Raw genomic sequence first — 24,465 nt, 5'->3', positions numbered from 1 at the left:
GCCTGAAGGCGCGCCGCTACGCCGAGTCTTCCAGCACGAAGCCCGCGCCGCGCTCCGCGATCATGATCGTGGGCGTGTTGGTGTTGCCTGAGGTGATGGTCGGCATCACCGAGGCGTCGATGACGCGCAGGGCCTCCAGGCCCATCACCCGCAGGCGCGCGTCCGTCACCGCCAGGGGATCGGAGGCCAGGCCCATCTTCGCCGTGCCGACGGGGTGGAAGATCGTCGTGCCGATGTCGCCGGCGGCCCTGGCGAGCGCTGCGTCGTCGTCGCCGACCGCCGGCCCCGGCAGATATTCCTCCGGGCGGTAGGCCGCGAGCGCCGGCTGGCGCATCAGACGGCGGGTGACGCGGATGGCGTCGGCGGCGACGCGGCGGTCTTCCTCGGTGGCCAGGTAGTTCGGCGCGATCACCGGCGCGGCGGCCGGGTCCGCCGAGCGCAACCGCACCTCCCCGCGCGACGTGGGGCGCAGGTTGCAGGCCGCCACCGTCACCGCCGGGAACGGGTGCAACGGCTCGCCGAAGCGGTCCAGGGACAGGGGCTGGACGTGGAACTGGATGTTCGGCCGCTCGTGCTCGGGCGACGAGGTGGTGAAGATGCCGAGCTGGCTGGGCGCCATGGTCAGCGGGCCGGTCCGGAAGAGCGCATACTCCAGCCCCATCAGCCCACGCCGGACCAGCGAGCGGTACATGACGTTGAGGGTCGGCACGCCGGTGACCCTGTAGATCGCCCGCTGCTGCAGGTGGTCCTGCAGGTTGCGGCCGACGCCGGGCTTCTCCAGCACCACCGGCACGCCGTGGCCGGACAGCAGCTCCCCGGGCCCCACGCCCGAAAGCTGGAGGATCTGGGTGGAGCCCAGCGAGCCGGCCGACAGGATCACCTCGCCCTGCGACCGCGCCTCCATCACCTGACCGCCCCGGCGGAAGCGGACGCCGACCGCCCGGCGGCCCTCGAACAGGACGCGCTCGACGGTCACGCCGGTCTCGAGCCGCAGGTTCGGCCGCCTCAGCGCGGGGGTGAGAAAGGCCCGGGCCGCCGACCAGCGCAGGCCCCGGCGCTGGTTCACGTGGAAGGGGCCGACCCCGGTGTTGTCGCCGGTGTTGAAGTCGGGCGTCGAGGGCACGCCCATCTCGTTGGCCGCCTTGGCGATGGCGTCGAGGACAGCCCAGCGCACGCGCGGCGCCTCGACCCGCCACTCGCCGCCCACGCCATGGTGCTCGCCCTCGCCCAGGAAGTGGTCGTCGAGGCGGCGGAACACCGGCCGCACGTCGTCCCAGCCCCAGCCGGCGACGCCGAGCTGGCGCCAGTGGTCGTAGTCGGCCGCCTGGCCGCGCATGGAGATCATGGCGTTGATGGCCGACGAGCCGCCGACCACCTTGCCCCGCGGATACTTCAGAGCCCGGCCATTTAGGCCCGGCTCGGCCTCGGTCTCGAACATCCAGTCCGAGCGCGGATTGCCGATGGCGAAGAGGTAGCCGACCGGCACGTGGAACCAGACCCAGTCGTCCTTGCCCCCCGCCTCCAGCACCAGCACCCGATTGGCGGGGTTCGCGGAGAGGCGGTTGGCCAGCACGCAGCCGGCCGAGCCCGCCCCGACCACGATGTAGTCGTACGCGCCGTCCAGGGTGTCCGCAGGCTTCGCCATGGCTACTCCATGGGGCAAGTCGGCGCAGACCGCTAGCTGGCCCTGGCCCTCGGGGAGCCGTGGGCCATGCGCGCGTCGATGGCGCGGGCCAGGCGGCGGATCCCCTCGTCGATCGCGTCGGGCGGCGGCAGCGAATAGCTGAGGCGAAGGGTCGCCGCGTCGGGCTCCACGGCGAAGAACGGCGCGCCGGGCACGAAGGCCACCCGCTCCTCGGCCAGGGCCGCCTCCAGCAGCGCCGCCCCGTCGAAGCCGTGCGGCAGCTCCACCCAGACGAACATCCCGCCCTGGGGCCGGGTCCAGGTGACGCCCATGGGCATGTGCCGGGCGAGCGCGGTCTGCATGGCGGCCGCCCGCTCGCGGCCGGCGGCGCGCAGGCGCTCCAGGTGCGAGTCCCAGCCCTCGGCGACGACGCGGGCGGCGACCATCTGGTTGATCGTCGAGACGTGCAGGTCGCCGCCCTGCTTCAGCAGCACCAGCTTGTCGATCACCGCCCGCGGCGCGCAGACCCAGCCGAGCCGCAGCGCCGGCGACAGGGTCTTGGAGAAGGTGCCGCAGTAGAGGGTCCGCGCGTCCTCGATCGAGCCCGTCCGGGCGATGTCGAGCGCCAGGATCGACGGCTCGGCGCCCCCGGCGAAGCGCAGGTCGCGGTAGGCCGCGTCCTCGATCACCACGACGTCGCGCTCATGGGCCATGTCGAGCAGGGCCGTGCGCTCGGCGCGGGTCAGGGTGCGGCCCGAGGGATTGGCGAAGTCGGGGACGATGTAGGCCAGCTTCGTCCAGGCCGGCGGCGGCTGCGCGAGGTCCGCGTACGACGGCTCGTAGGCGTTGAAGGCGCCCAGCGCGCCCAGGTAGGTCGGCCGCTCGGCCAGCACCGTGTCGCCGGGGCTCAGGAACAGCTTGCCGATCAAGTCCAGCGCCTGCTGCGAGCCGGCGGTGATCAGGATGTTGCCCTCGTCGCACGGCGCCCCGGCGGCGGTCATGCGCGCGGCGATCCAGCGGCGCAGTTCGGGCAGGCCCTCGCTCACCGAATACTGCAGCGCCTGGGGCGCGGCCTCGGCCAACACCTCGGCATAGGTGGAGGCGATGCGCCCGGCCGGGAACAGCGCCGGATCGGGGATGCCGCCGGCGAACGAGATGATGTCGGGCTGGTCCAGGAGCTTGAGCAGCTCCCGGATCTCGGACGCGCGCACCCGCGCCATCCGATGACTGAAGCGATCGTTCCAGGGGGTGGTCATAGAAGTCTCCATCGGGCTTGGGGCGCGGATGGAGAAAGAGCCTGGCCGATCCATCCGCAGGGACTGCGGGGGATCGTCGGGGCCGGCGGCGGATCAGCCGCGCATGGCCTCGCAAACCCCCGCGCGGGGGGCGGCTACCTCAAGGGCTTGGGGCGACCGGCGGCTCATGATGTCCGATGCATAGCGGCTCACGGCGCCGCTGTCACGGGCCACTGGCGTCGCAGTGGCCTCATCCCTTGGCGGACGTGACGGCAAGGCGTCAGGCTGCTGGGCAACGAGTTCAGGAGGAAGCGTCATGGCCGCCTTGCCCAAGGCCTGCATTATCGGCGCCGGGTGTTCCGGCTTCACCACGGCCAAGCGGCTGCAGGATCTGGGCGTGCCGTTCGACTGCTTCGAGATGTCGGACGACATCGGCGGCAACTGGTACTTCAACAACCCGAACGGCAAGTCGGCCTGTTACGAGAGCCTGCACATCGACACCTCGAAGTGGCGCCTCGCGTTCGAGGACTATCCCGTGCCGGCCGACTGGCCCGACTTTCCGCACCACCGCCAGCTGCTGCAGTATTTCCACGACTACGTGGACCACTTCGACCTCAGGAAACGGATTACCTTCAACACCGCCGTCGAGCACGCCGAGCGGACGGCCGACGGGCTGTGGCGGGTGAAGCTGTCGACCGGCGAGACGCGCCTCTACGACGTGCTGTTCGTCTGCAACGGCCACCACTGGGACCCGCGGACGCCGGAATATCCCGGCCACTTCGACGGGCCACACTTCCACGTCCACAGCTACCGCACGCCGTTCGACCCGGTGGACATGCGCGGCAAGAGCGTGGTCGTCGTCGGCATGGGCAACTCGGCCATGGATGTGGCCTCCGAGCTGTCGCAGAAGCCGATCGCCAGGAACCTCTGGGTCGCCGCCCGGCGGGGCGTCTGGGTGCTGCCGAAGTACATGGACGGCAAGGTGGCGGACAAGGCGTCCATGCCCCACTGGATGCCGCGCAAGCTGGGCCTGGCCCTGGCGCGGAAGAAGATCAAGCGCGCGGTCGGGCGGATGGAGGACTACGGCCTGCCCAAGCCCGACCATGAGCCGCTGGAGGCGCACCCCTCGGTCTCGGGCGAGTTCCTGACCCGGGCCGGCTGCGGCGACGTGAAATTCAAGCCGAACATCGCCGAGTTGATGGGCAGGCAGGTGAAGTTCGAGGACGGCAGCGTCGAGGACGTGGACGTGATCGTCTACGCCACCGGCTACAAGATCAGCTTCCCCTTCTTCACCGACCCGGCTCTGCTGCCCGACGCCGAACACCGCTTTCCGCTGTTCAAGCGGATGATGCAGCCGGGCGTGCCGAACCTGTTCTTCATGGGCCTCGCCCAGCCGCTGCCGACCCTGGTGAACTTCGCGGAGCAGCAGGCGAAGCTGGCCGGCGCCTACCTGGTCGGAAAGTACCGCCCGCCCGCGCCGGACGAGATGCGCCAGGTGACCGCCGCCGATGAGGCGCTGCACCTCGGCCCCTACTACAAGTCGGCCCGGCACACGATCCAGGTGGACTTCGGCATCTACGTTCACGACCTCCTGAAGGAGATCGAGAAGGGCGAGAAGCGGGCCAAGGCGGCGGGCAACACCCTGCCCGTCCCGGCGCGGGCGGAAGCCGCCGGCGCGCCCGCGATGGCCGCGGAGTAGCCGTTACCGCGTCACGATCGGGAAGTTGGCGCGGGGCGGGCTCAGGTAGCCGAGCAGGCGATTGAGGGCGCCGGCGTCGCCCGACGTCGCCGCCTTCGAGAGGTCGGCGCCCATCAGCGCCCCGCCGAGGAACTGCGCCCGCGGCAGGGTGTAGACGGCGTCGGCCGGGCCCGTGGGGTTGGACTCGTGCGTCAGCACCGCGTGCTTCAGGCGGACGCGGAAGCGCTCCTTGCGGTCCGGGAAGACGAGGTCGACGGTCAGCGCCGCGTCCTTGGCCTTCTCCGGATCGAGGCGCACGGCGAGCAGCTCCAGCAGCATCGGCGTGGGCGTGTTGCGCACCATCTCCAGCGCCGCGGCACCGGCGGGCGACGGCTTCACGCCCTCCCGCAATTCCTGCGCGCCGGCGAGATACATGTTCCGCCAGATGGCGCTCTCGGCCCCCGCGCCCTGGCGCTCGTAGACCTGGGCCAGGAGCTGGCGGGCGGCGGTGTTGGCGGCGTCGGCCATGACCAGCCGGTTGGCGAGCTCGCCGGCCCAGCGGTCGTCGCCCTTGGCGTAGGCCTCCTGGGCCGCAGTGAGGACCTTTTCAGGGCCGCCCATCAGGGCGACGTAGCGGGCCGCCTCGTCGGCCGGCTCCAGCGGCGCGAGGTGGACCGGGTTGGCGTCGTACCAGCCCATGTAGCGCTGATAGACCGCGCGCGAATTGAAGCTGAGCGTGCCGTAGTAGCCGCGATTGTACCATTCGCTGTCCAGCGCCTCGGGCAGCTTCAGACGGTTGGCGATCTCGTTCGGCAGATAGCCGTCGTTCATCAGCCGGACCGACTGGTCGTGCAGGTACTTGTAGAGGTCGCGGTGCTTTTCCAGGTACTCGGCGATCACCGGCCGACCCCAGCGCGGCCAGGCGTGGCTGGTGAACACCACGTCGGACTTGTCGCCATAGAGGCGAATGGATTCCGACAGGTAGTCGGCCCAGGCCTTCGCGTCCCGGACCAGCGCCCCGCGAGGGGTGAGCACGTTGTGCAGGGTGGCGTTGGCGTTCTCGGCCAGGCACAGGGCCTTCAGGTCAGGCAGGTAGATGTTCATCTCGGCCGGCGCTTCCGTGCCGGGCGTGATCTGGAACTGCAACCGCACCCCGTCGACGACCAGCTCCTGTCCGGTCCGGACGATGTCGACGGTCGGTGGGACCAGGGTCTGCGTCCCCGCGCTGACCGCGGGGCCGATGCCCGAGCTGAGCTGGCCGGTCGGGCCTTTGGGCAGGAAGCTGCCGAACTGGTAGGTCGCGCGGCGCGCCATGGCCGGGCCGGCGATGATGTTCTCGCTGACCGCATGCTCCAGGAACCCGTGCGGCGCGATCACCTGCACCTTGCCGGCGTCGACGTCGGCCTGGGCGACCATGCCCCGGGCGCCGCCGAAGTGGTCGGCGTGGCTGTGGGTGTAGATCAGCGCCACCACCGGCCGGGCGCCGAGCTTCTCGTTCGCGAGGTCCAGCGCCGCCTTGGCCGCCTCGGCCGAGGTCAGCGGATCGATGACGATCCAGCCCGTCTTGCCGGCGATGAAGGTGGCGTTCGAGATGTCGAAGCCGCGCACCTGCCACACGCCCTTGGTGACCTCGAACAGGCCGTGCTTCGCCAGCAGGCCGGACTGGCGCCACAGGCTGGGGTTGGCGCTGGCCGGAGCCGGGGCCTTCAGGAAGTCGTAGGCGGCGAGGTCCCACACGACGCGGCCGTCGGCGGCGAGGATCTTCGGATCGGTCCGCGTGCCGACGAAGCCCTTCTCGGCGAAGGCGTAGTCCTGGCGGTCGGCGAAGTCGGGCGCGGCCTGGGCGCTCCCCGCAAGCACCAGCGTGGCGACAGCTCCGATCAGGGCGTTCTTCATGACGTCTCCTCCCCCGCCGGTCATGCGCCGGCGCCTCTGTCCTGACTAGTGGGACAGCGACTTTGAGATTGTCACGGATTACCCATTCCGCGCGCCTTGACTTCGACGCCCCGCCCGGCTGGCATCGGCGCCTCCTCCAGCCGGAAGCCCCCATGTTCAAGTTCCTGCGCCTGGCCGCCCTCGCCCTCGGCCTCGTGTGCCTGGCCACACCCGCAGCCGCCCAGACCGAGGCCCAAAAGGCCGCCTTCGCCGGGGTCGACCCGCTGTTCGAGACCTGGATGCGCGAGCAGCACGTCCCGGGGCTGGTCTATGGCGTCGTCATGGACGGCAAGCTCGCCTACGTCCGCGCCCTTGGCGTGCAGGACGTGACGTCGAAGGCGCCGGTGACGCCCGACAGCGTTTTCCGCATCGCCTCGATGTCCAAGAACTTCACCGCCCTGGCGGCCTTGAAGCTGCGGGACCAAGGGAAACTCACCCTGGACGCCCCGGCCGAGACGATCGTGCCCGAGCTGGCCGGGCTCGCGTACCCCACGACGGACAGCCCGGAGGTCACGGTCCGCGACCTCCTTACCCACAACGCCGGCTTCGTCACCGACGACCCCTGGGGCGACCGCCAACTGGACATGACCGAGGCCGATTTCTCGCGCTTCGTGGCGGCGGGCGTGCCGTTCTCGCGGGCGCCGGGGATGGCGTTCGAATACTCCAACTTCGGTTACGCGCTCGCCGGGCGGGTCGTCACCAACGCCGCCGGGATCAACTACGCCGACTACATCGAGGGCGCGTTCCTGAAGCCGCTGGGCATGCGCTCGAGCACCTACGACCAGGCCCGGGCCCCGGCGGGCCGGCGGGCGATCGGCTATCGCTGGGAAGACGGCGCCTGGAAGGAAGAACCCTCCCTGGGCCCGGGCGCCTTCGGGGCGATGGGCGGGCTGATGACGACGGCCAACGACTACGCCCGTTACATGGCCTGGGAGCTGGCGGCCTGGCCGGCGCGCGACGGGCCAGAGGACGGCATCCTGAAGCGGTCGAGCATCCGCGAGATCGTCCGGGGGCAGAACTTCCCCTCAGTGGTGGCCAGGGCCGAGCCCGGCGGCTGCGACCGGGCGCGGGCCTACGGCATGGGAACCATCGTCTATGCCGACTGCGTACTGGGCCCGCACTTCACCCACTCAGGCGGTCTGCCAGGCTATGGCTCCAACGTCCTCATGCTGCCCGAGCGCGGCGTCGGCGTGTTCGCCTTCGCCAACCGGACCTATGCGCCGGCGTCACTGGTGGTGCGGGAGGCCGCCATCGCCCTGGTGAAATCCGGCGCCTTCCCGACGCGAACCGCGCCGCCCAGCGCCGGCGTGAGGGCCATGGCCGACGCGGCGGCGAAGATCTATGCGGCCGGCGATGTCCTGGCGGCGCGCGAGGCCCTGGCCATGAACCTGCTGCTGGACCGCGACGTGGCGCACCGCAACGCCGAGCTCGCGGCGCTGAAGGCGAAGCTCGGCACGTGCCGGGCGCCCGAGCCGATCGTCACGGACACGGCCACGGCGGCCACCGTTCGCTACCCCTGCGAGCGCGGGACGCTGCAGGCGCGGCTGCTGCTCGCGCCCACCGCGCCCGCCTCGCTGCAGGTGCTGGAGTTCAGCGCGCCCTAGACGGACCAGCCGTCGAGAGCCCGAATGGCGGCGCCGACGTCGAAGGCGTGGGTCAGGATAATCTGCCCATCGGTGGGCATCGGATACGGCAGGATCGTGAACACGCCGTCGTCGGTCGGCAAGGGGAACGGCAGGATGGTGAAGCCGCCATCGTCGTCCTCCGGCAGAATCTCCGCCGGCTCGCCGTTGGGGCCAGGCGTATAGGCGAGGACATAGCCGTCCTCGTCGCCATCACCGTCGTAGTCGATGCCGATCCGCGCCCCGCCCTTGATGGCGTCCTGGCTGACGATCACCGCATCGTCCCCGAGCTTGCCGAGGTCTAGCGCATCGTTGCTGAAGTCGTAGTCCAGGATCACGCCAAGGCGTTCGGGCTCGTCACCGGAGAGGCCATTCGAGACCAGGACGAAGACGTCGGACCCGCCGGCCCCAATGGCCGTGGCGCCGCCCTCGACGGCAAGGGTGTCGTCCCCCGACGTGCCCACGACGGCGCGGACTCGTCCGCCAGGTGTGGGCTCGCCGACAGCGATGGACGGCGGTGCGCCGGGCGCAGAACCGGTGGGTACGATCCAGCTTGTCGCGGACAGATCGATGGTCGGCATGAGGGCTCCCCAAGAACAGAACTGGGGAAGCTGTGCCTCAGTCGCGCGCGAGAGTCCAGTATTTATGCAACAAGTTATTAGTGACTGAAAACGGTCATGAATCGGGCCTGACGATATGGCCCTCGTCAGGGGCGACCTGACCCGCCACGAGGTGGGCGTAGAGCCCCTGCAGCGCCTCGGGCCCGGCGTGGCGCTTGAGCCTCAGCCAGGGATTGCCCGCCACGAAAGCGGCGAGCGCCGCCGCGAACCGGGACTCCAGCTCGGCGGGTCCCCAGTCCTTCATCCGCTGCCGGATGCGGTCGGGGGCGAAGAAGAACACGGGCGCAGGGCCTACCGGGGTCGGCCTGGGCCCGGCCATGGCGTCCCAATGGGTCAGGCCGACGCCGAGGCTGGTCGCCAGGGCATCGCCGAGCGCGGCATGGACATCCGCGGTCACCGTGGCGCGACCGGCGAAATCGACGTAGGCCGCCGGCCCCTCGGCTCGCAGGCTGGCGACGTCGTCGTAGGTCACGACCTGGTCGTAGAGCCCTGAGGCCTGGAGCGTCGCCACATGCGCCGGCGAGGTCAGGCCGATGACCTTCAGGCCGCGCCGGCGAGCGAGCCAGGCCAGGCCCATGGCGGTCTTGCTGGACGCGCTGGAGAGCACGAGGCTTTTCAGGGGCGCCTCTGAGAGCTGGTCGTCGATCAGGAAGCTCGTCATGAGCAGCGGTCGCAGCAGCGAGCGCCAGTCGTCATCTGCGGCCGGCGGCGCTTGCTGATAGGCATTGTAGGTGGGCGGCAGCTCCGCCCGATGGGCGGAGACCTCCACATAGCCGCTCGGCCGCTTCTCGAGCCGCGCCACAACATGGCTCGACATCGGCCAGTAGCCGAACAGACGCAGGCCCACGGGCGCATCGGCGGTGGCCGAGCGGACCACCCGTGCGAACCCCCAGACGGGGATGCGCCCCCAGCCCTCCGGCGCGGGGAAGAAGCGCCAGTAGCCGATCTGGTCGCCGACGGCGCCGTAGGTGACGTTGTTGGCCGTGAGCGCGAAGCTCTCGATCTGGAGCAGGGCCTCCCCGTCCGCCAGCGGCGCGTCCGGATCCATCGGCGCAAGCCGTGTCTTCGTCAGATCGCCGCGGTCGACGAGGAGGTCCCAGCCCTTCATTTCCATGCTCCCCGATGGCTCCTACGAGAGGTCGGCCCAGTTGCCGTGGAAGCCGAAGGGCACCCGGCGGGGAACCTCGGCCACGGCGATCGGCCCCTTGGCGATATCCTGCGCCTCGAAGATCGCCAGATCCGACCGATTCTCCGCCGCCCGCCAGATCACGGCCGTCAGCCAGCCGTCACCCTCGGGCGCGTCGGCCGAGCGGGGGACGAAGACCGGTTCGGACGTGAGATCGCCGCCCGTCAGCTCGTAGACCTGACGCTTGCCGGTCTGGAAATCCATGTGGGCGAGGGCGCTCTGCTTGACCGTGCCGCTGCGCGTCGGGTCGGCGGCGTACCAGCCGTGACGGTGCTTCAGGGTCTCGACCCGCATGTCCACGCGGGGGAACTCGCCGTCCAGGTCGTCCAGCGGGGTCTCCTTGATGGCGTCCGAGTTCCCCGCAAGGTCGAAGGTCCAGCGGACCAGGCGCGCGGCGGCCTTCTGGCCCGGCGATCCGTCGGCATTGGGGAACAGCGGCGCCACGTCGTAGCGCATCACGTCGCAGAAGATCTTGTCGCCCTCCTCCCACGAGTTCAGCGGGTGGAAGACGTAGCAGGCCTCGGTGTTGAACCAGCGGATCGTCGAGACGTCGGCGTCCCGGCGCATCACGCCCACATAGCTGCCCTTCTCCGGCTCCCAGGCGAAGGCCGGCTTGCCGCTCATGGCCCGCTCCAGGCTGGCCGTCAGCGGCAGGATCGGGAACAGGGCGTGGTTCTCGGTCACCATGAAGTCGTGGACCATGCAGGCGAAGGGCGCCTGGAAGTCGCTGCGCCGGACGACCTTGCCGTCCTTGTCGGTGACGCCGTAGCTCATGCCCGCCGACAGCGGCATCTGGCCGACGCCATAGGCGAACCAGACCATCTCGCCGGTCTTGGGATCGAGCTTCGGGTGGGCCGTCACCCGTCCGCCGTAGGGGCGCACATAGCCGCGCGAATCCAGCGTCTTCGGGTCGACCTCGAAGGGGTGGTGCCCCTCCTCCAGCGCCATCAGCTTGCCGGCGTGCCAGACGATGTTGGTGTTGGCCACGCCGCCCTCATTGCCCATCGCCAGCGGGTCGGTGGTCATCGGATTTCCGAAGCTCCCGAACAGCGAGCGGCCGTGCTCGTGCTCCAGCTCCCACTTCGGCGTGCGGACATAGCGGTTGCGGTACCCGACCTTGCCGTCCGCCACGTAGAAGCCGTGGATCATGCCGTCGCCGCCGAACCAGTGATGGTTGGGATCGCGGGGCTCGAACTGCGGATTCGGGCCGATGCGGAACAGCGCCCCGCGCATGGCCGCCGGGATCTCCCCCTTCACCGTCAGGTCGAAGTCGTCCTCGGACCGGATGGGCGCGAAATTGCCCGCCAGATACGGATTGATGCGTGCGTCGCCGTCCATGACCGATCCTCCCTGCCCCCTGTTTCCGTGGGGCCTTGTTGTAACTTACGTTGTAAATTCATTATCCAGGCGCTAGCCCTTGGCAAGCCCCTTTCCGAACCAGCGAGTCGAATGCCGCGCGTCCTGTCCGAAAGCGATGTCGCCGATTTCCGCGAGCGGCTCTGCGCCGCGGCCGAGCGGCTGTTCGCCGAGAAGGGCCCGGACGCCGTGACCATGCGCCAGCTCGCCTCGGCGCTGGGCGTGTCGCCGATGACGCCCTACCGCTACTTCCGCGACAAGGACGACATCCTGGCGGCGGTGCGGACCAACGGCTTCAACCGTTTCGCCGAGGCGCTGGAGAAGGCGCGGGACGGCGCGCGGAGCCCGCGAGCGAAGGGCGCGGCGGTGGGGGAGGCCTACATCGACTTCGCCTTCGAGCACCCCCACACCTACAAGCTGATGTTCGACCTCAACCAGCCGACAGGGGGCGACTATCCCGAGCTGGTCGAGGCCGCCGGACGCGCGCACGAGACCATGACGGCCTGGGTGAAGGACCTCGTGACGGGCGGCGACCTGCAGGGCGACGCGGACGAGATCGGAACGATGTATTGGGCCGCGACGCACGGCGCGATCGTGCTCGAGATGTCCGGCAAGCTGCCCGAGGGCGCGGCGCGCAGCCTGGCCGACCGCATGGGCTCGACCCTGGCGCGAGGCCTGCGACCCGGCGCTTGACGGCCCTCGCGGCAGCCGCAGGAGTGTGCGCGCATCCGGGAGGCGCACATGGCTGAGATCAAACCCTTCGAGGTCCGCTGGACCGAGGCCGAGGTGGAGGCCGTTCTGGCCCAGGTGCGGGCCTATCCCTGGCCGCCAGCGCCGCAGGTCCCCGACGGCTGGGCCTACGGCTGCGACGGCGGCTACCTGAGGGACTTCTGCGCCCACTGGACCGACCGTTACGACTGGCGCGCGGCCATGGCGGACCTCAACCGCTTCCCGCAGTTCACGGCGCGGGTGGAGGACTTCGACCTTCACTTCCTGCACGTGGTCGGCGAGGCGGGCGGAAGGCGGCCGCTGCTGGTGACCCACGGCTGGCCGGGCTCGCACTACGAGTTCTGGCAGGCGATCGAGAAGCTGGCGTTCCCGTCGCGCTTCGGCGGCGACCCGGCCGACGCCTTCGACGTCGTGGTCCCGTCCCTGCCCGGGTTCGGCTTCTCGTCGAAGCCCACGCGACCGATCGGCCAGCGGACCACGGCGCGGCTGTTCAACACGCTGATGACCGAGGTCCTGGGCTATTCGTCCTACCTCGCCCAGGGCGGCGACTGGGGCGCCATGGTGACCTCGTGGCTGGGCCGCGATCATGGGGCCAGCGCGCGCGCCATCCACCTCAACATGCTGGGCTTCCGGCCGCACGGCGGACCGCAGGACGAGGCCGAGGTCGCCTGGGCCCAGCGGCAGGCCGGGGCGATGGAGCTGATGGGCGCCTATTTCCGACTGCAGGCGTCCAAGCCGCAGTCGATCGCCTGGATGGCGGCCGGCAACCCGGTGGGCCAGGCGGCCTGGATCCTCGAGCGGTTCCACGACTGGTCCGACCTGTCGAGGAAGTCGCTGGACGAGGCCTACGGGAAGGACCGGCTGCTCACCAACATCATGCTCTATGTGATGACCGGCAGCTTCACGACGGGGGCCTGGTACTACCGCGGCCTGCTGGAAGAAGGCGGCGTCGCCTTCCAGCCCGGCGAGCGTGTGGAGACACCGACCGCCTTCGCCAATTTCCCCGGCGAGCCGCTCTACAGCGCCCCGCCCCGCTCGTTCGCCGAGCGGGCCTACAACATCGTCCGCTGGTCCGACATGCCTTCGGGCGGCCACTTCGCGGCGATGGAAGAGCCGGAGCTCTATGTGGACGAGGTGAGGACCTGGGCGCGCGAGATCGGCTGAGGCTGGCGCGCGTGAAGCGGGCCGCCTAAGACCGCCGCCATGGCCCGCTACGACTTCGCTTCCGACAACACCGCCCCCGCCGCGCCTGAAGCCATAGCGGCGCTGGCGGCGGCCAACACCGGCTTCGCGTCGGGGTATGGGACCGATCCCGTCACCGCGCGGGCGGCCGACCTGGTGCGAGCGATGCTGGACGCCGACGCCGAGGTCCGGTTCGTGGCGTCGGGCACGGCGGCCAACGCCATCTCGCTGGCGGCGCTGTGCCAGCCGTTCGAGGCCGTGCTGGCGCACGAGCACGCTCACATCTGCACCGACGAGACCGGTGCTCCGGGCTTCTTCGGCCATGGCTTGGGTCTCGTGGGCCTGACTGGAGCTTCCGGAAAGATCGATCCGGCCGCCCTCACCGGCCCGCTCGCCGCGCCGGACCTGTCCCATCGCCAGTCGCCCGCGGCGCTGTCGATCACCAACGCCACCGAATACGGCACGGTCTATGCGGCCGAGGAGGTGGCCGCCCTGATCCAGCCGGTGAAGGCCAAGGGGTACGGCGTCCATCTCGACGGCGCCCGCCTGGCCAACGCGGCTGCGGCGGGATTCGACCTGAAGGCCATCCGGGGCCTGGGCGTCGACATCCTGGTGGTTGGCGGGACCAAGGCGGGGATGCCGCCGACCGAGGCCGTGGTCATCTTCGACCGGGACATCGCACGCCGTTTCGACGCGCGCCTGAAGCAGGCGGGGCAACTCCCGTCGAAAGGCCGGTTCTACGCCGCGCCTTTCATCGGCATGCTGGAGGACGGAGCGATCTTCCGCCACGCCGCCCATGCCAACGCCATGGCCGGAAAGCTGGCCGGGCTGACGCCCTTCAAGGTGCGGCATCCGGTCGAGGCCAACGCCGTCTTCGTCGAGATGGACGACGAGCGCCTCGCCCAGCTCCATCGCGGCGGCTGGTTCGTCTACCGCTTCCTGGACGGGTCGGTCCGGTTCATGTGTTCGTGGGCGACCACCGAGGCGGCGGTCGAGGAAATGGCCGAAGCGCTCCGCCGGCTCGCCTGACCAGGATTGCCGGTTTGTTGCAGATTCCGGGGGTAGCCATGCCCCTGGTTGGCCGATGTGTGGCGGAAAGTCCGCACATCCGCAGAAAACCGTAATGATCCCCGACCGTTCGTCGTGAGTGTGGCGGCTTTTCGTTGCTCGCATGTCGGGTGCATGACAGCTTCCGGCCACCTTTCCGGGGGTGCGCGCCTCGAATCCGTCGTCGTCGAACACGTCGGCGCATCGGGGATTCTGCGTCTCCGGAGGGGCAAGCGCCGGCAAAAGACCGGCGCGCCCCACCCCACTCATTTCCCAGGCCGGGGGGCCGCAGAATGAAAGTTGAGATGAACACGATGCTCCGAGGCGCGCTGCTCGCGTCCGCCGCAACGGTCGGCCTGATGGCCGTCCCCTCCTACGCCCAGGCCCAGACGGGCGGTGAGTCCGTCGACGTGGGCGAGATCGTCATCACCGGCTCGCGCATCCGTCGCGACACCTTCTCGGCGCCGCAGCCGATCGCCGTCGTGACCGCGGAAGCGATCCGCGAGTCGGGCAACACCTCGATCGGCGACATCCTGCTGGAACAGCCGACGATCAACCCGGCCACCAACCAGCAGAACTCGTCCGGCACGCTGTTCCTGTCCGGCCAGACGCGCGCCGACATCCGCGGCCTGGGCCCGACGCGCACGCTCGTCCTGATGGACGGCCGCCGCCTGCCGTTCTCCGACGCCTCCTCGCCGGCCGTCGACCTGAACACCATTCCGTCGCTGATGGTCGATCGTATCGACACCGTGCCGGGCGGCGTCTCGGCCGTCTACGGCTCTGAAGCCATCGCCGGCGTCGTCAACTTCATCATGAAGAAGGAGCAGGACGGCCTCGAGCTCGACATCCAGGGCGGCATCTCCCAGGAAGGCGACGGCGAGGAATTCCGCGCCGGCTTCAACTGGGGCAAGAAGTTCTTCGACGATCGCCTGAACGTCCTGGTCGGCGGCGAATACGCCAGCCTCGACAAGATCATGCAGGAAGACCGGGACGAGCTGTTCCCGGGTATCCGTCGGAACAACGCCACGGGCGTGACGGTCCAGAACGTCATTCCGACCAGCCGCTCCAACACCGCGCCGACGGCCACCTTCCAGCTCATCCCGGGTAATGTCGTGGGCACCGCCCGTGCCGTCACCCTCGACTATCGGAACCCCGCGAGCGTCGTTCGCCTGTCGAACGCGTGCGGCACCGCTACGGTCCAGCCGACCTGTCAGGACGAGGCCCTGTTCTACAGCGGCGTCTACAACGCCCTGCAAGGCAAGGCGAACCGCGGCGTCCTGCGGACCTACGTCGACTACAAGATCACCGAAACCTTCAAGGCGTTCGTCGATGCGTCGTACGTCAAGGTCAGCGGCTACGGCATGTTCCAGCCCGCGTTCTCCACGGCGACGGGCGGCGGCACGATGCCGATCTTCCTGCGCGGGGACAACGCCTACCTGAACGGCGGCGGCGCGACCGCCGCGGCGCTGCGGACCGAATGGCTCGCGGCCGGCAAGACCTTCACACAGGGCTCGACCGCCGCGGTCGGCAAGTTCTGGCAGGAGTTCGGCGGCCGGGACGTCAAGACCGAGCGCGAACAGTACCGCGTCGCCGGCGGCATCCAGGGCTCCTTCGAGACCTTCGGCCGCAAGGTCGACATGGACAGCTACGTCCAGTACTCGCGCCTCGACGGCCGGACCACCTCCTACAACGTGCCGAACGTCGCCCGCGTCCAGCAGGCGACCGACGCGGTGCTGCTGAACGGCCAGATCGTCTGCCGCGACGCGGCCGCTCGCGCCGCCGGCTGCGCCCCGTGGGACCTGGTCAATGGCGCGTCGCGTGAAGCCGTCCTGTGGGCCAACGCCAACTCGACCACGGATCAGAAGGTCACCCAGACCGTCGCCGGTCTGAACTTCACGACCGATCTGTTCGAGCTGCCGGCCGGTCCTGTCGGCCTGGCCTTCGGCTTCGAATACCGCAAGGAGACCAGCTTCTTCGAGCAGGACGCCCTGGGCGCTTCCGGCGCGCTGTTCTTCAACGCCATCGGGACCCGTGAAGGCGCCTACAACGTCAAGGAAGCCTACGGCGAAGTCCGCATTCCCCTGCTGAAGGACATGCTGCTCGCCGAAGAGCTGTCGGTGGAAGTCGCGGGCCGCGTTTCGGACTACTCGACGATCGGCGGCACCGACCAGTACCGCATCGGCCTGAACTGGGCCCCGGTGAAGGACGTTCGCTTCCGCCTGTCGGAAGCCACTGCCGTCCGCGCGCCGAACATCATCGAGCTGTTCTCGCCGCAGAGCCGGAACTTCACCACCGCGGCTCAGGACCCCTGCGACGCGGCCGTGTTCCGGGGCGCCACGGCGGCCCAGCAGGCCGCCCGTCGCGTCACCTGCGCCGCCGCCATCCCGGGCTGGAATTCGGCGACCTTCCAGTCGAACTTCGGCACCGGCCGGCCCTCGCTGGCGCTGCTGCAAGGCGGCAACCCGAACCTCGGGCCGGAAGAAGCCCACACCTACCAGTATGGCGTCGTGATCCAGCCCCGCTGGGTTCCGAACCTGCAGATCTCGGCGGACTTCTTCAAATACAACATCACCGACCAGGTCGGCACGATCCCGATCAACACCCTGTTCCAGGCGCTCTGCTACGACGACGCCACGCAGCCGGTTGACCAGAACCGCTTCTGCTCGAACATCCTGCGGGATCGTGACGGCTCGCTGACGGGCGTTGTCGGCGGCGTGTCGGAAGTGATGCTGACCAACCAGAACGTGGCCAGCGTGAAGGTCGAGGGCTGGGACTACTCGATCGCCTACGGCTTCCGCACCGAAGACGTGTTCGGCAAGGACTACGGCAACCTGGCCTTCCGCCTGGACGCCACCTGGATGTACCGGTTCGCCCTCCAGGGCCTGCCGGGCCAGGCGTTCACCCAGCTCGCGAACACCATCAACAACGCGACGCCGGAGTGGAAAGCCAACGGTTCGATCCGCTGGTCGAACGAGAAGCTGTCGGTCACCTGGAACACGATCTGGATCGACTCCATGATCTCGAACAACGCGTTCCAGCCGAACCAGCTCGACCCGTACTACACGGGCGACTACTGGCGGCACGACCTGCGCGCCAGCTACAAGGTGAACGATCAGATCCGCGTCCGCGCGGGCATCATCAACCTGTTCGACGAGTATCCGCCGGAACTGCCGGAAGTGTACACCGGCACGGGCACCGGCTCGTCGCAGTACGACAACCGCGGCCGGTTCTTCTTCGTCGGCGCGAACATGGAATTCTAAGCCGCGACGCCGGCCGGGGCCTTCGGGCGCCGGCCGGCTCCGGACGAACTCCAGACAAGTACAGTCCAGATATGCGAAGAGCCGCCGGGTCGCCCCGGCGGCTCTTTTCTTTTGCCTGCGATGAAGCGGGGTGGATCAGGCCACCGCCGCCGCCTTCCGGACCACCGCGTTCGCAAGACGCCCGGTGATGATCTCCTCGGCCTCCCGGACCATCCGAGAGATCAGCTCGGCGCAGGTCGGGATGTCATGGATCAGCCCCTGGACCTGGCCAGCCGACCAGATACCGTAGTCGGGGTCACCCTCCTCGTAGACGACCCGGCCGCGAGCCCCGGCCACGAGGTCCTTCACGTCCTCGAACTTCGCGCCGCCCCGACGCTCGATGGCCACCACCTCGTCGCTGACGGCGTTCTTCGCCACCCGAGCGGTGTTGTGCATTGTCCGGAAGATCAGGTTGGTCTGCCGCTCGTCGTTGGCGACGATCTGCTCCTTCACCTTCTGGTGGATCGGGCTCTCGACCGTGCACATGAAGCGCGTGCCCATGTTCACGCCGTCCGCGCCCAAGGCCAGCGCGGCGACGAGGCCGCGCGCATCCCCAAGGCCGCCCGAGGCGATCATCGGGATCTTCACCTTGTCGGCCGCGGCCGGGATCAGGATCAGGCCGCCGACGTCATCCTCGCCCGGATGGCCGGCGCACTCGAGGCCGTCGATGGAGATCGCGTCCACGCCCATGCGTTCAGCCGACAGCGCGTGTCGGACGGCGGTGCACTTGTGGATCACCTTCACGCCATTGGCCTTGAAGTGGTCGACGTGCTCCTGCGGCTTGTAGCCGGCGGTCTCGACGATCTTCACACCCATGTCGATGATCGCCTGGCGGTACTCGGCGTACGGCGGCGGGCTGATCGCGGGCAGGATCGTCAGGTTCACGCCGAACGGCTTGTCGGTCAGCTTGCGGCAGCGGTCGATCTCGCGCCGCAGGTCGTCGGGCGTCGGCTGGGTCAGGGCCGTGATGAAGCCCAGGCCTCCGGCGTTGGCGACAGCCGCCACCAGCTCGGCGCGGCCGACCCATTGCATCCCGCCCTGCACGATCGGGTGCTCGATCCCGAAGGTCTCGGTGAAGCGCGTCCTGAGCGCCATTGGCATCCTCCCAAACGATTGTTCGAGAGGCAGTTGAACCCCCGGACGTGGCGTCAGGCAATCCCGCCCTTGAGCGCCGCTCGACCCTACTGGAGGCCGCTGCGGCCGATGGCGTAGAAGCGTTCCGCCCGGCGCGCCTTCAGCTCGTCGGCCGACAGCCCCTCCAGCCCCTTCAGCTCCTGCTCCACGGCGTCGCCCACTGCGGTCATCGCCGCCTCGGGGTCCGAATGCGCGCCGCCGGCCGGCTCGGGGATGATCCGGTCGACGATCTTCAACTTCAGGAGATCCTGGGCGGTGATCTTCATCGCCTTGGCGGCCTCGGCCGGCGTGCGCGCGCCGCGCCAAAGGATCGAGTTCGCGCCCTCCGGCGGGATGACCGAGTAGATCGCGTGCTCCAGGATCAGCACCCGGCTGCCGCAGGCGATGCCCAGCGCGCCGCCCGAGCCCCCTTCGCCCGTGACCACGGCGACCATCGGAACTTCAAGCATCAGCGCCTTCTCGGTCGAGCGGGCGATCGCCTCGGCCACCCCGCGCTCCTCGGAGGCCATGCCGGGATAGGCGGCCGGCGTGTCGACGAAGCTGATCACCGGCAGCTTGAACCGCTCGGCCATCTCGAACAGCCGCACGGCCTTGCGGTAGCCCTCGGGGCGGGCATAGCCGAAGTTGTGCTTCACGCGGGTGACGGTGTCCCGCCCCTTCTCGTGCCCCATGACCACGACGGGCTGGCCACGGAAGCGGCCGATGCCGCCCATGATGGCCTGGTCGTCGGCGAACTTTCGATCACCGCGCAGTTCCTCGAAGTCGTCGATCAGGGTCGCGGCGTAGTCGACGAAGTGCGGGCGGTCGGGGTGGCGGGCGACCTGCGTCTTCTGCCAGGCGTCGAGATTGGCGTAGGCCTCGCGACGCATGGCGTGCGCACGCCCCCGCAGCGCCTCGATCTCTTCGTCCAGCGAGCCCGGGCTCGACTCGGAGAGCCTGGAGAGTTCCTCGATCTTGGCTTCGAGCTCGGCGATCGGGCGCTCGAACTCGAGGTAGTGCGCGGCCATCAGGCGTCCGTCCGTAAGAGGCTGCCGCCCCGGGAAGCGGCGGAAAGTAGGCGCGAACCGGCGCCGTCACAAGCGGTACGGCTTACCCAGGGTTCCGCGGCGGCGGAACGCGGCCGGTCGACCGGCGTTTCCCGGCCCATCGAGGAGACCAGGAGGCAACAGATGAACCGGAATATGAAGATCGCAATGGCCTCGGCGCTGGCCCTCGCCACCGCCCTGCCGGCCGCGGCGCAATCCTATCGGCCGACGGACGAATACCTGCGCCAGCAGCGCGAGTACGAGCGCGAGCGGGTGCAGTACGACCAGACGCGCGACGACTATCGGGAGGCGCGCCAGGACTACCGCGAGTCCCGCCGCAACTATCGCATCGCGCGCCGCGACTATGAACGTCGACTGGCGGAGTGGGAGCGGGCCCGCGGCATCTACGACCGTCGCTATGGCGCCGGAGCCTATGCCCGCATGTATCCGCGGCCGGTGTGGGACCAGACCTATTGGACCCGCTACGAGACGCCGCCCTACGCCGGGTACTACGGCCGCAACGTCTCGGCCAACGTGCGCTGCGACAACAACAATTCGACCGTAGCCGGCGGCCTGATCGGCGCCCTGGCCGGGGCCGTGCTCGGCTCCAACGTGGCCGCGCGCAACGCCCGGACCGAGGGCGCGGTTCTCGGCGGCCTGGTGGGCGCCGGTGTCGGCGCGGCCGTGGGTAACGCCAACGACCGCTACAAGTGCGACAGCCGCGGGCCGTACTTCAGCTACGACGACACCGTGCCCTACCGCGAGGGGCGCACCCGCTACTCCAGCGCCTACAACTACGACTACTACAGCCGCCAACGCTGCCGCCTCGCCCCCGCCCCGGTGGACGCCTACGGCCGCGACATGCGCTACGTCCGGGTCTGCCCCGACGGCGACGGCCGCTATCGCATCACGGGCTGAGTGAAGTCTGGGGCCGCCTCGCGCGGCCCCTACTTCTTCGCCAGCGGATGCTTGGTCGCCACCACCTCGCGCAGTCGATCGGTGGCGACGTGGGTATAGATCTGGGTCGTCCCGATGTCTGCGTGTCCGAGCAGCTTCTGGACGACCCGCAGGTCCGCGCCACCCTCCAGAAGGTGGGTGGCGAAGGCGTGCCGCAGGACGTGGGGGCTGACACGCACGGGATCGATCCCGGCGTCGGCGGCGGCCTCGTCCAGCACCTGGGCGAACCGGCGCGGCGTCAGGCGGCCAGCCTTTCCCCGCGACGGAAACAGCCAGGGGTTGGCCTTGTCGCCCTTCGGCAGGAACTGTGGTCGAACGTCCAGATAGGCTTTCACCGTAGCCCGGGCCGTGTCGTTGAGCGGAGCCAGCCGTTCCTTGCCGCCCTTGCCCTCCACGATCAGATAGGCGGGATCGCGCGCCAGGGCGGCGAGCGGCAGCGCCGTCAGTTCTGAGATGCGCAGGCCCGACGCATAGGCCAGTTCCACCATGCAGCCGAACCGCAGCCCCTGGGCGCCATCCCGCGCAGCCGCGGCGGCGATCAGGCGGTCCATCTCTTCGCGGCTCAGGATCTTGGGGAGCGGACGGCCCTTCTTCGGCGCCTCGACCCGGCGCGAGGGATCGTCCGTCCGCCAGCCCTCCCCCAGGACAAAGCGATAGAACTGCCGCACCGCGGCGCGGCGCCGGGCCGCGGTGGCCGGGGAGAGCCCGCGCGCGCCAAGGTCGGCGAAATAGGCTTCCACATCCTCCGCCGAGGCGCCGTCCAGACCTGGGCCACGGGCCGCCAGAAAGGCGCCGGCGTCGGCGAGGTCGCGGGCGTAGGCGTTCAGCGTGTTGCGCGCGGCGGCCCGCTCCACGGACATCATCTCAAGGAAGGCCTCGGTCCAGTCGCCCCCCCTGCTCATTTCAGGCCGGCCAGGCCTTCCAGGACGAACAGCCGCGCCTCGTCGGCGAACCCCGCCCGCGCCAGGACACGGACGATGCGGACGCGATCAGGCAGGGCCGGCCCCGCGACGCCGGCCTCCGCGCTGGTCCAGAGCGCCAGCAGCGCGGCCTCGCCCGCGCGCCGCGCGTCGGCGGCGGCTTCCAGGGCCAGGTTGCGACCGGCAGGCGCCTTGCCCTCCGGGATCGCGAAGGCCGATACGCGCAGGCGGTCTGGGCCCGGCAGGTCGTTGGCGAGGGCCGCCAGCAGCAGCGCAGCGCCCTGAAGGCGTGGTCTGGTCTTCGCGTCCGCGTCCGCGGCGGCGGCGATCAGGGCGGAGAGCGCCCCTTCCGGTGGGAGCCCCTGTAGGACGGAGGCGCCGAGCCCGCCGATCTGTGCGTCGATCGCGGAGGTGTCGAAGACCGGCGGGGGCGGCTCGGCGCCCGACAGCGCGGCGGCGACCGCCGGCGAGGGCTTTGCGGCCGCGAGGTCAAGGTTCAGCGAGCGGGACAGCGCCAGGTCGAGCCCATTGCGCAGGGAGGCGGCCCCGGGGGCAGCGCCCGCCAGCTTCGCCGTCATCAGACGGCCGTAGACGACGTCGCGGCCCTGCGCCTGGGCGAGGTCGAAGGTGAGCTGGGCCTGGGCGGGCTGCCCCGCCTCGGCCTGGCAGAAGGCCCGCAGACGCAGCCAGTACGCCTCGCCCCGACCGGTCGCCAGACCCTCGGCGATCCGGCAGGCGCGTGGAGCGTCGCCGGCCAGCAAGGCCGCCTCGGCCGCCGCCCGCGACAGTTCGGCGTTGCGCTCCAGCCCCGGCGCGCGGTCGAGGATGCGCGCCGCGGCCGCGACGTCGCCCAGGGCCAGCAGGGCCGAGGCTCGCTGGCCGGCCAGCGTATCATCGCCCGCCGAACCTTCAGGTCCGCGCGCGCCGGTGGCGAGGAGTCTTCGCGCCAGCACCGCCGCAGCGGGCGACAAGGGCCGGGCGCCGAGCAAGGGCAGCACCGTGCGCGCCGTCTCCACCGGTGTTCCAGCCCACAGATCGGCGGGCAGGCCGGTGTCGCGGCCCGGTGTCGAGAAGGCGTCGGGAGCGGCCAGAGGGACCACCTCGACCTGGGCGACGGCCGGCGTGGCCACGGCGAGGACGGCGGCGAAAAGCACGGTGCGCAACATGGGCCCACCTTACCCACGCCCTTCCGTTGGCGCGAGCTCACAGGCTCGTGTAAAGGCTGCGCGCTCAGATGGACCGCTACGAACCCCTCCGCCGCCGCACGATCGCGCTTGTCGGCCTCATGGGCGTCGGCAAGTCGAGTGTCGGCCGGCGCCTCGCCAGCGCACTGGGCCTGCCCTTCCGCGACGCCGACACCGAGGTGGAGGCCGCCGCCGGCCGCACCATTCCCGAAATCTTCGCCGAGATGGGCGAGCCCGCGTTCCGCGACGGCGAGCGCCGAGTGATCTCGCGCCTGCTGGAAGGCCCGCCACACGTGCTGGCCACCGGTGGCGGCGCCTTCATGAACCCCGAGACGCGCGCGCTGATCAAGGAACGCGCCATCTCGGTCTGGCTCAAGACCGACCTCGACGTTCTGGCCCGAAGGGTCGGGCGCAAGGACAACCGGCCGCTGATCGCCGGCAAGGATCCCATGGAGGTCCTCAAGGCCCAGGCCGAGGTCCGCTATCCGGTCTATGCCGAGGCCGATATCACCGTCGAGACGGGGGACGCCGCGCACCACGTCACCGTCGGCCAGGTGATCAGCGCACTTTCCGACTACCTTGGCGAGCCAGCCGCATGAGCCGGACCATTCCCGTCGGCCTTGGCTCCAGGGCTTATGACGTCGTCGTGGGCGACGGGCTGCTGGACACCGCCGGCCGGTTCATTGCTCCGTTCCTGAAGCGCGGCCGGACCGCTGTGGTCAGCGACGAGACGGTCTGGGCGCTGCATGGCGAGCGCCTGACCGCGGCGCTGGCGTCGGCGGGCGTCACCGCCCTGCCCGTGATCGTGCCTCCGGGAGAGCAGACCAAGAGCTTCGAGGGCCTGGCCGACGTGTCCGACCGGCTCCTGGCCCTCGAGCTGGATCGCGGAGACCTCGTCACCGCGTTCGGCGGCGGGGTGGTGGGCGACCTGGCCGGCTTTGCAGCCGCGATCTACAAGCGCGGCATCGATTTCGTTCAGATCCCGACGACCCTGCTGGCCCAGGTGGACTCCTCGGTCGGCGGAAAGACGGCGATCGACACCCCGCGCGGCAAGAACCTGGTGGGCGCGTTCCACCAGCCGCGGCTGGTGCTGGCCGACCTCGGCGTGCTCGCCACCCTTCCCGACCGGGAGATGCGGGCCGGCTATGCCGAGGTGATCAAGTACGGCCTGCTCGGCGATTTGCGGTTTTTCGAGTGGCTGGAAGCGAACGCCGCCGCGGTGCTGGCGCGCGAACCTGAGGCCCTGGCCCAGGCGGTGGCGCGCTCGGTAGAAATGAAGGCCGAGATCGTCGCCGAGGACGAGCGGGAGCAGGGCCGGCGGGCGCTGCTGAACCTCGGGCATACCTTCGGTCACGCGCTGGAGGCCGAAACCGGATACGGCTCGGCGCTGCTGCACGGCGAAGCGGTCGGCGCCGGCATGGCGCTGGCGCTGCGGTTCTCGGCCCGCCAGGGTCTCGTCAGCGGCCAGGACGCCGAGCGCGGCGTGCGCGCCGTCGCCGCCGGCGGCCTGCCGACGCGGCTTGACGAGGTCCCGGGTCATCCCTTCGACGCGGCGCGCCTCGTCGCGCACATGGCGCAAGACAAGAAGGCCGAAGCGGGCCGCCTGACCTTCATTCTGATGCGCGCACTTGGCGACGCCTTCACGGCCAAGGACGTGGACGCCGCCGCGGTTCGCGACTTCCTCATCGAAGAGGGCGCCCGGGGATAGTCTCCCGGACGCGAAAAGGCCCTC

General features: G+C 70.0%; 19 protein-coding genes. 9 read left to right on the top strand and 10 right to left on the bottom strand.

Going from position 1 to position 24,465, the window contains the following annotated elements:
- Nucleotides 1–16 precede the first annotated feature (16 nt).
- A complete protein-coding gene (locus DJ019_RS11255) occupies nucleotides 17–1,645 on the bottom strand; it encodes a GMC family oxidoreductase (RefSeq protein WP_111276128.1) in 1,629 nt (542 codons plus the stop codon).
- 32 nt (nucleotides 1,646–1,677) lie between these two features.
- Entirely contained in the window at nucleotides 1,678–2,880 is a 1,203-nt protein-coding gene (locus DJ019_RS11250; RefSeq protein WP_111276127.1) for an aminotransferase-like domain-containing protein, read from the bottom strand.
- A 295-nt stretch (nucleotides 2,881–3,175) separates the two neighbouring features.
- Here DJ019_RS11250 and DJ019_RS11245 point away from each other — a divergent pair, with 295 nt between their 5' ends.
- Nucleotides 3,176–4,558, top strand: a complete 1,383-nt coding sequence (locus DJ019_RS11245; protein WP_111276126.1) for a flavin-containing monooxygenase — start codon at nucleotides 3,176–3,178, stop codon at nucleotides 4,556–4,558.
- A 3-nt stretch (nucleotides 4,559–4,561) separates the two neighbouring features.
- On the opposite strand, the gene DJ019_RS11240 is transcribed toward DJ019_RS11245, so the two are convergent.
- Nucleotides 4,562–6,433, bottom strand: coding sequence for an alkyl/aryl-sulfatase (locus DJ019_RS11240; RefSeq protein WP_111276125.1), 1,872 nt, complete (start codon nucleotides 6,431–6,433; stop codon nucleotides 4,562–4,564).
- A gap of 152 nt (nucleotides 6,434–6,585) precedes the next feature.
- On the opposite strand from DJ019_RS11240, the gene DJ019_RS11235 reads away from it, so the two are divergent.
- Nucleotides 6,586–8,076 carry a serine hydrolase domain-containing protein gene (locus DJ019_RS11235; protein ID WP_111276124.1) on the top strand — a complete coding sequence of 497 codons (1,491 nt, stop codon included), beginning with the start codon at nucleotides 6,586–6,588 and terminating at the stop codon, nucleotides 8,074–8,076.
- On the opposite strand, the gene DJ019_RS11230 is transcribed toward DJ019_RS11235, so the two are convergent.
- The 3 genes from DJ019_RS11230 to DJ019_RS11220 all read right to left on the bottom strand — a co-directional run bounded on the left by DJ019_RS11230 (nucleotide 8,073) and on the right by DJ019_RS11220 (nucleotide 11,238).
- Nucleotides 8,073–8,675 carry a hypothetical protein gene (locus DJ019_RS11230; protein WP_133255289.1) on the bottom strand — a complete coding sequence of 201 codons (603 nt, stop codon included), beginning with the start codon at nucleotides 8,673–8,675 and terminating at the stop codon, nucleotides 8,073–8,075. The genes DJ019_RS11235 and DJ019_RS11230 overlap by 4 nt on opposite strands.
- Nucleotides 8,676–8,769: 94 nt before the next feature.
- Complete coding sequence (locus tag DJ019_RS11225; protein WP_111276122.1) at nucleotides 8,770–9,822, bottom strand: DUF2855 family protein; 1,053 nt, start codon at nucleotides 9,820–9,822, stop codon at nucleotides 8,770–8,772.
- A gap of 21 nt (nucleotides 9,823–9,843) precedes the next feature.
- Nucleotides 9,844–11,238: a carotenoid oxygenase family protein gene (locus tag DJ019_RS11220; RefSeq protein WP_111276121.1), complete on the bottom strand. Its 1,395-nt coding sequence runs from the start codon at nucleotides 11,236–11,238 to the stop codon at nucleotides 9,844–9,846.
- A 111-nt stretch (nucleotides 11,239–11,349) separates the two neighbouring features.
- Here DJ019_RS11220 and DJ019_RS11215 point away from each other — a divergent pair, with 111 nt between their 5' ends.
- From DJ019_RS11215 to DJ019_RS11200, 4 genes are all read left to right on the top strand, one after another.
- On the top strand, nucleotides 11,350–11,949 hold the full coding sequence (locus DJ019_RS11215) for a TetR/AcrR family transcriptional regulator (RefSeq protein WP_111276120.1): 600 nt from the start codon (nucleotides 11,350–11,352) through the stop codon (nucleotides 11,947–11,949).
- A gap of 48 nt (nucleotides 11,950–11,997) precedes the next feature.
- Nucleotides 11,998–13,149, top strand: a complete 1,152-nt coding sequence (locus DJ019_RS11210; protein ID WP_111276119.1) for an epoxide hydrolase family protein — start codon at nucleotides 11,998–12,000, stop codon at nucleotides 13,147–13,149.
- A gap of 39 nt (nucleotides 13,150–13,188) precedes the next feature.
- Nucleotides 13,189–14,196 carry a beta-eliminating lyase-related protein gene (locus DJ019_RS11205; RefSeq protein WP_111276118.1) on the top strand — a complete coding sequence of 336 codons (1,008 nt, stop codon included), beginning with the start codon at nucleotides 13,189–13,191 and terminating at the stop codon, nucleotides 14,194–14,196.
- Nucleotides 14,197–14,519: 323 nt separating this feature from the next.
- Nucleotides 14,520–17,474: a TonB-dependent receptor plug domain-containing protein gene (locus DJ019_RS11200; RefSeq protein ID WP_165843985.1), complete on the top strand. Its 2,955-nt coding sequence runs from the start codon at nucleotides 14,520–14,522 to the stop codon at nucleotides 17,472–17,474.
- 135 nt (nucleotides 17,475–17,609) lie between these two features.
- Here the strand turns inward: DJ019_RS11200 and DJ019_RS11195 are convergent, their stop codons facing one another.
- Together DJ019_RS11195 and DJ019_RS11190 are read right to left on the bottom strand one after the other, a co-directional pair.
- Complete coding sequence (locus tag DJ019_RS11195) at nucleotides 17,610–18,608, bottom strand: NAD(P)H-dependent flavin oxidoreductase (protein ID WP_111276116.1); 999 nt, start codon at nucleotides 18,606–18,608, stop codon at nucleotides 17,610–17,612.
- An 86-nt stretch (nucleotides 18,609–18,694) separates the two neighbouring features.
- Nucleotides 18,695–19,654 carry an acetyl-CoA carboxylase carboxyltransferase subunit alpha gene (locus DJ019_RS11190; RefSeq protein WP_111276115.1) on the bottom strand — a complete coding sequence of 320 codons (960 nt, stop codon included), beginning with the start codon at nucleotides 19,652–19,654 and terminating at the stop codon, nucleotides 18,695–18,697.
- 162 nt (nucleotides 19,655–19,816) lie between these two features.
- Here DJ019_RS11190 and DJ019_RS11185 point away from each other — a divergent pair, with 162 nt between their 5' ends.
- Entirely contained in the window at nucleotides 19,817–20,590 is a 774-nt protein-coding gene (locus tag DJ019_RS11185; protein ID WP_111276114.1) for a glycine zipper family protein, read from the top strand.
- Between the two features lie 29 nt (nucleotides 20,591–20,619).
- Here DJ019_RS11185 and DJ019_RS11180 read toward each other — a convergent pair whose 3' ends face one another.
- Together DJ019_RS11180 and DJ019_RS11175 are read right to left on the bottom strand one after the other, a co-directional pair.
- Nucleotides 20,620–21,531: a site-specific tyrosine recombinase XerD gene (locus DJ019_RS11180; protein WP_111276113.1), complete on the bottom strand. Its 912-nt coding sequence runs from the start codon at nucleotides 21,529–21,531 to the stop codon at nucleotides 20,620–20,622.
- Entirely contained in the window at nucleotides 21,528–22,715 is a 1,188-nt protein-coding gene (locus DJ019_RS11175) for a hypothetical protein (RefSeq protein WP_111276112.1), read from the bottom strand. Before DJ019_RS11175 ends, DJ019_RS11180 begins: the two co-directional genes overlap by 4 nt.
- Before the next feature lie 68 nt (nucleotides 22,716–22,783).
- Here DJ019_RS11175 and DJ019_RS11170 point away from each other — a divergent pair, with 68 nt between their 5' ends.
- Both DJ019_RS11170 and aroB read left to right on the top strand, forming a co-directional pair.
- Nucleotides 22,784–23,332, top strand: a complete 549-nt coding sequence (locus DJ019_RS11170) for a shikimate kinase (protein WP_111276111.1) — start codon at nucleotides 22,784–22,786, stop codon at nucleotides 23,330–23,332.
- Nucleotides 23,329–24,441 (top strand): 3-dehydroquinate synthase, encoded by a 1,113-nt coding sequence (gene aroB / locus DJ019_RS11165; protein WP_111276110.1) that lies wholly within the window; start codon nucleotides 23,329–23,331, stop codon nucleotides 24,439–24,441. The genes DJ019_RS11170 and aroB overlap by 4 nt, the downstream gene beginning before the upstream one ends.
- Nucleotides 24,442–24,465 lie beyond the last annotated feature (24 nt).

Source organism: Phenylobacterium kunshanense, from assembly GCF_003254525.1.
GTDB lineage: Bacteria > Pseudomonadota > Alphaproteobacteria > Caulobacterales > Caulobacteraceae > Phenylobacterium > Phenylobacterium kunshanense.
Note: the sequence above shows the minus strand (reverse complement) of the source record. Positions and strands in the feature narration are given on the sequence as shown.

What these genes read in the sequence shown, in the direction of transcription:
- DJ019_RS11170 (WP_111276111.1), top strand. Translation starts at nt 22,784, where the DNA reads ATGGACCGCTACGAACCCCTCCGCCGCCGCACGATCGCGCTTGTCGGC.
- DJ019_RS11175 (WP_111276112.1), bottom strand. Translation starts at nt 22,715, where the DNA reads ATGTTGCGCACCGTGCTTTTCGCCGCCGTCCTCGCCGTGGCCACGCCG.
- DJ019_RS11255 (WP_111276128.1), bottom strand. Translation starts at nt 1,645, where the DNA reads ATGGCGAAGCCTGCGGACACCCTGGACGGCGCGTACGACTACATCGTG.
- DJ019_RS11220 (WP_111276121.1), bottom strand. Translation starts at nt 11,238, where the DNA reads ATGGACGGCGACGCACGCATCAATCCGTATCTGGCGGGCAATTTCGCG.
- DJ019_RS11225 (WP_111276122.1), bottom strand. Translation starts at nt 9,822, where the DNA reads ATGAAGGGCTGGGACCTCCTCGTCGACCGCGGCGATCTGACGAAGACA.
- DJ019_RS11245 (WP_111276126.1), top strand. Translation starts at nt 3,176, where the DNA reads ATGGCCGCCTTGCCCAAGGCCTGCATTATCGGCGCCGGGTGTTCCGGC.
- DJ019_RS11180 (WP_111276113.1), bottom strand. Translation starts at nt 21,531, where the DNA reads ATGAGCAGGGGGGGCGACTGGACCGAGGCCTTCCTTGAGATGATGTCC.
- DJ019_RS11190 (WP_111276115.1), bottom strand. Translation starts at nt 19,654, where the DNA reads ATGGCCGCGCACTACCTCGAGTTCGAGCGCCCGATCGCCGAGCTCGAA.
- DJ019_RS11195 (WP_111276116.1), bottom strand. Translation starts at nt 18,608, where the DNA reads ATGGCGCTCAGGACGCGCTTCACCGAGACCTTCGGGATCGAGCACCCG.
- DJ019_RS11185 (WP_111276114.1), top strand. Translation starts at nt 19,817, where the DNA reads ATGAACCGGAATATGAAGATCGCAATGGCCTCGGCGCTGGCCCTCGCC.
- aroB (WP_111276110.1), top strand. Translation starts at nt 23,329, where the DNA reads ATGAGCCGGACCATTCCCGTCGGCCTTGGCTCCAGGGCTTATGACGTC.
- DJ019_RS11240 (WP_111276125.1), bottom strand. Translation starts at nt 6,433, where the DNA reads ATGAAGAACGCCCTGATCGGAGCTGTCGCCACGCTGGTGCTTGCGGGG.
- DJ019_RS11205 (WP_111276118.1), top strand. Translation starts at nt 13,189, where the DNA reads ATGGCCCGCTACGACTTCGCTTCCGACAACACCGCCCCCGCCGCGCCT.
- DJ019_RS11235 (WP_111276124.1), top strand. Translation starts at nt 6,586, where the DNA reads ATGTTCAAGTTCCTGCGCCTGGCCGCCCTCGCCCTCGGCCTCGTGTGC.
- DJ019_RS11210 (WP_111276119.1), top strand. Translation starts at nt 11,998, where the DNA reads ATGGCTGAGATCAAACCCTTCGAGGTCCGCTGGACCGAGGCCGAGGTG.
- DJ019_RS11215 (WP_111276120.1), top strand. Translation starts at nt 11,350, where the DNA reads ATGCCGCGCGTCCTGTCCGAAAGCGATGTCGCCGATTTCCGCGAGCGG.
- DJ019_RS11250 (WP_111276127.1), bottom strand. Translation starts at nt 2,880, where the DNA reads ATGACCACCCCCTGGAACGATCGCTTCAGTCATCGGATGGCGCGGGTG.
- DJ019_RS11230 (WP_133255289.1), bottom strand. Translation starts at nt 8,675, where the DNA reads ATGCCGACCATCGATCTGTCCGCGACAAGCTGGATCGTACCCACCGGT.
- DJ019_RS11200 (WP_165843985.1), top strand. Translation starts at nt 14,520, where the DNA reads ATGAACACGATGCTCCGAGGCGCGCTGCTCGCGTCCGCCGCAACGGTC.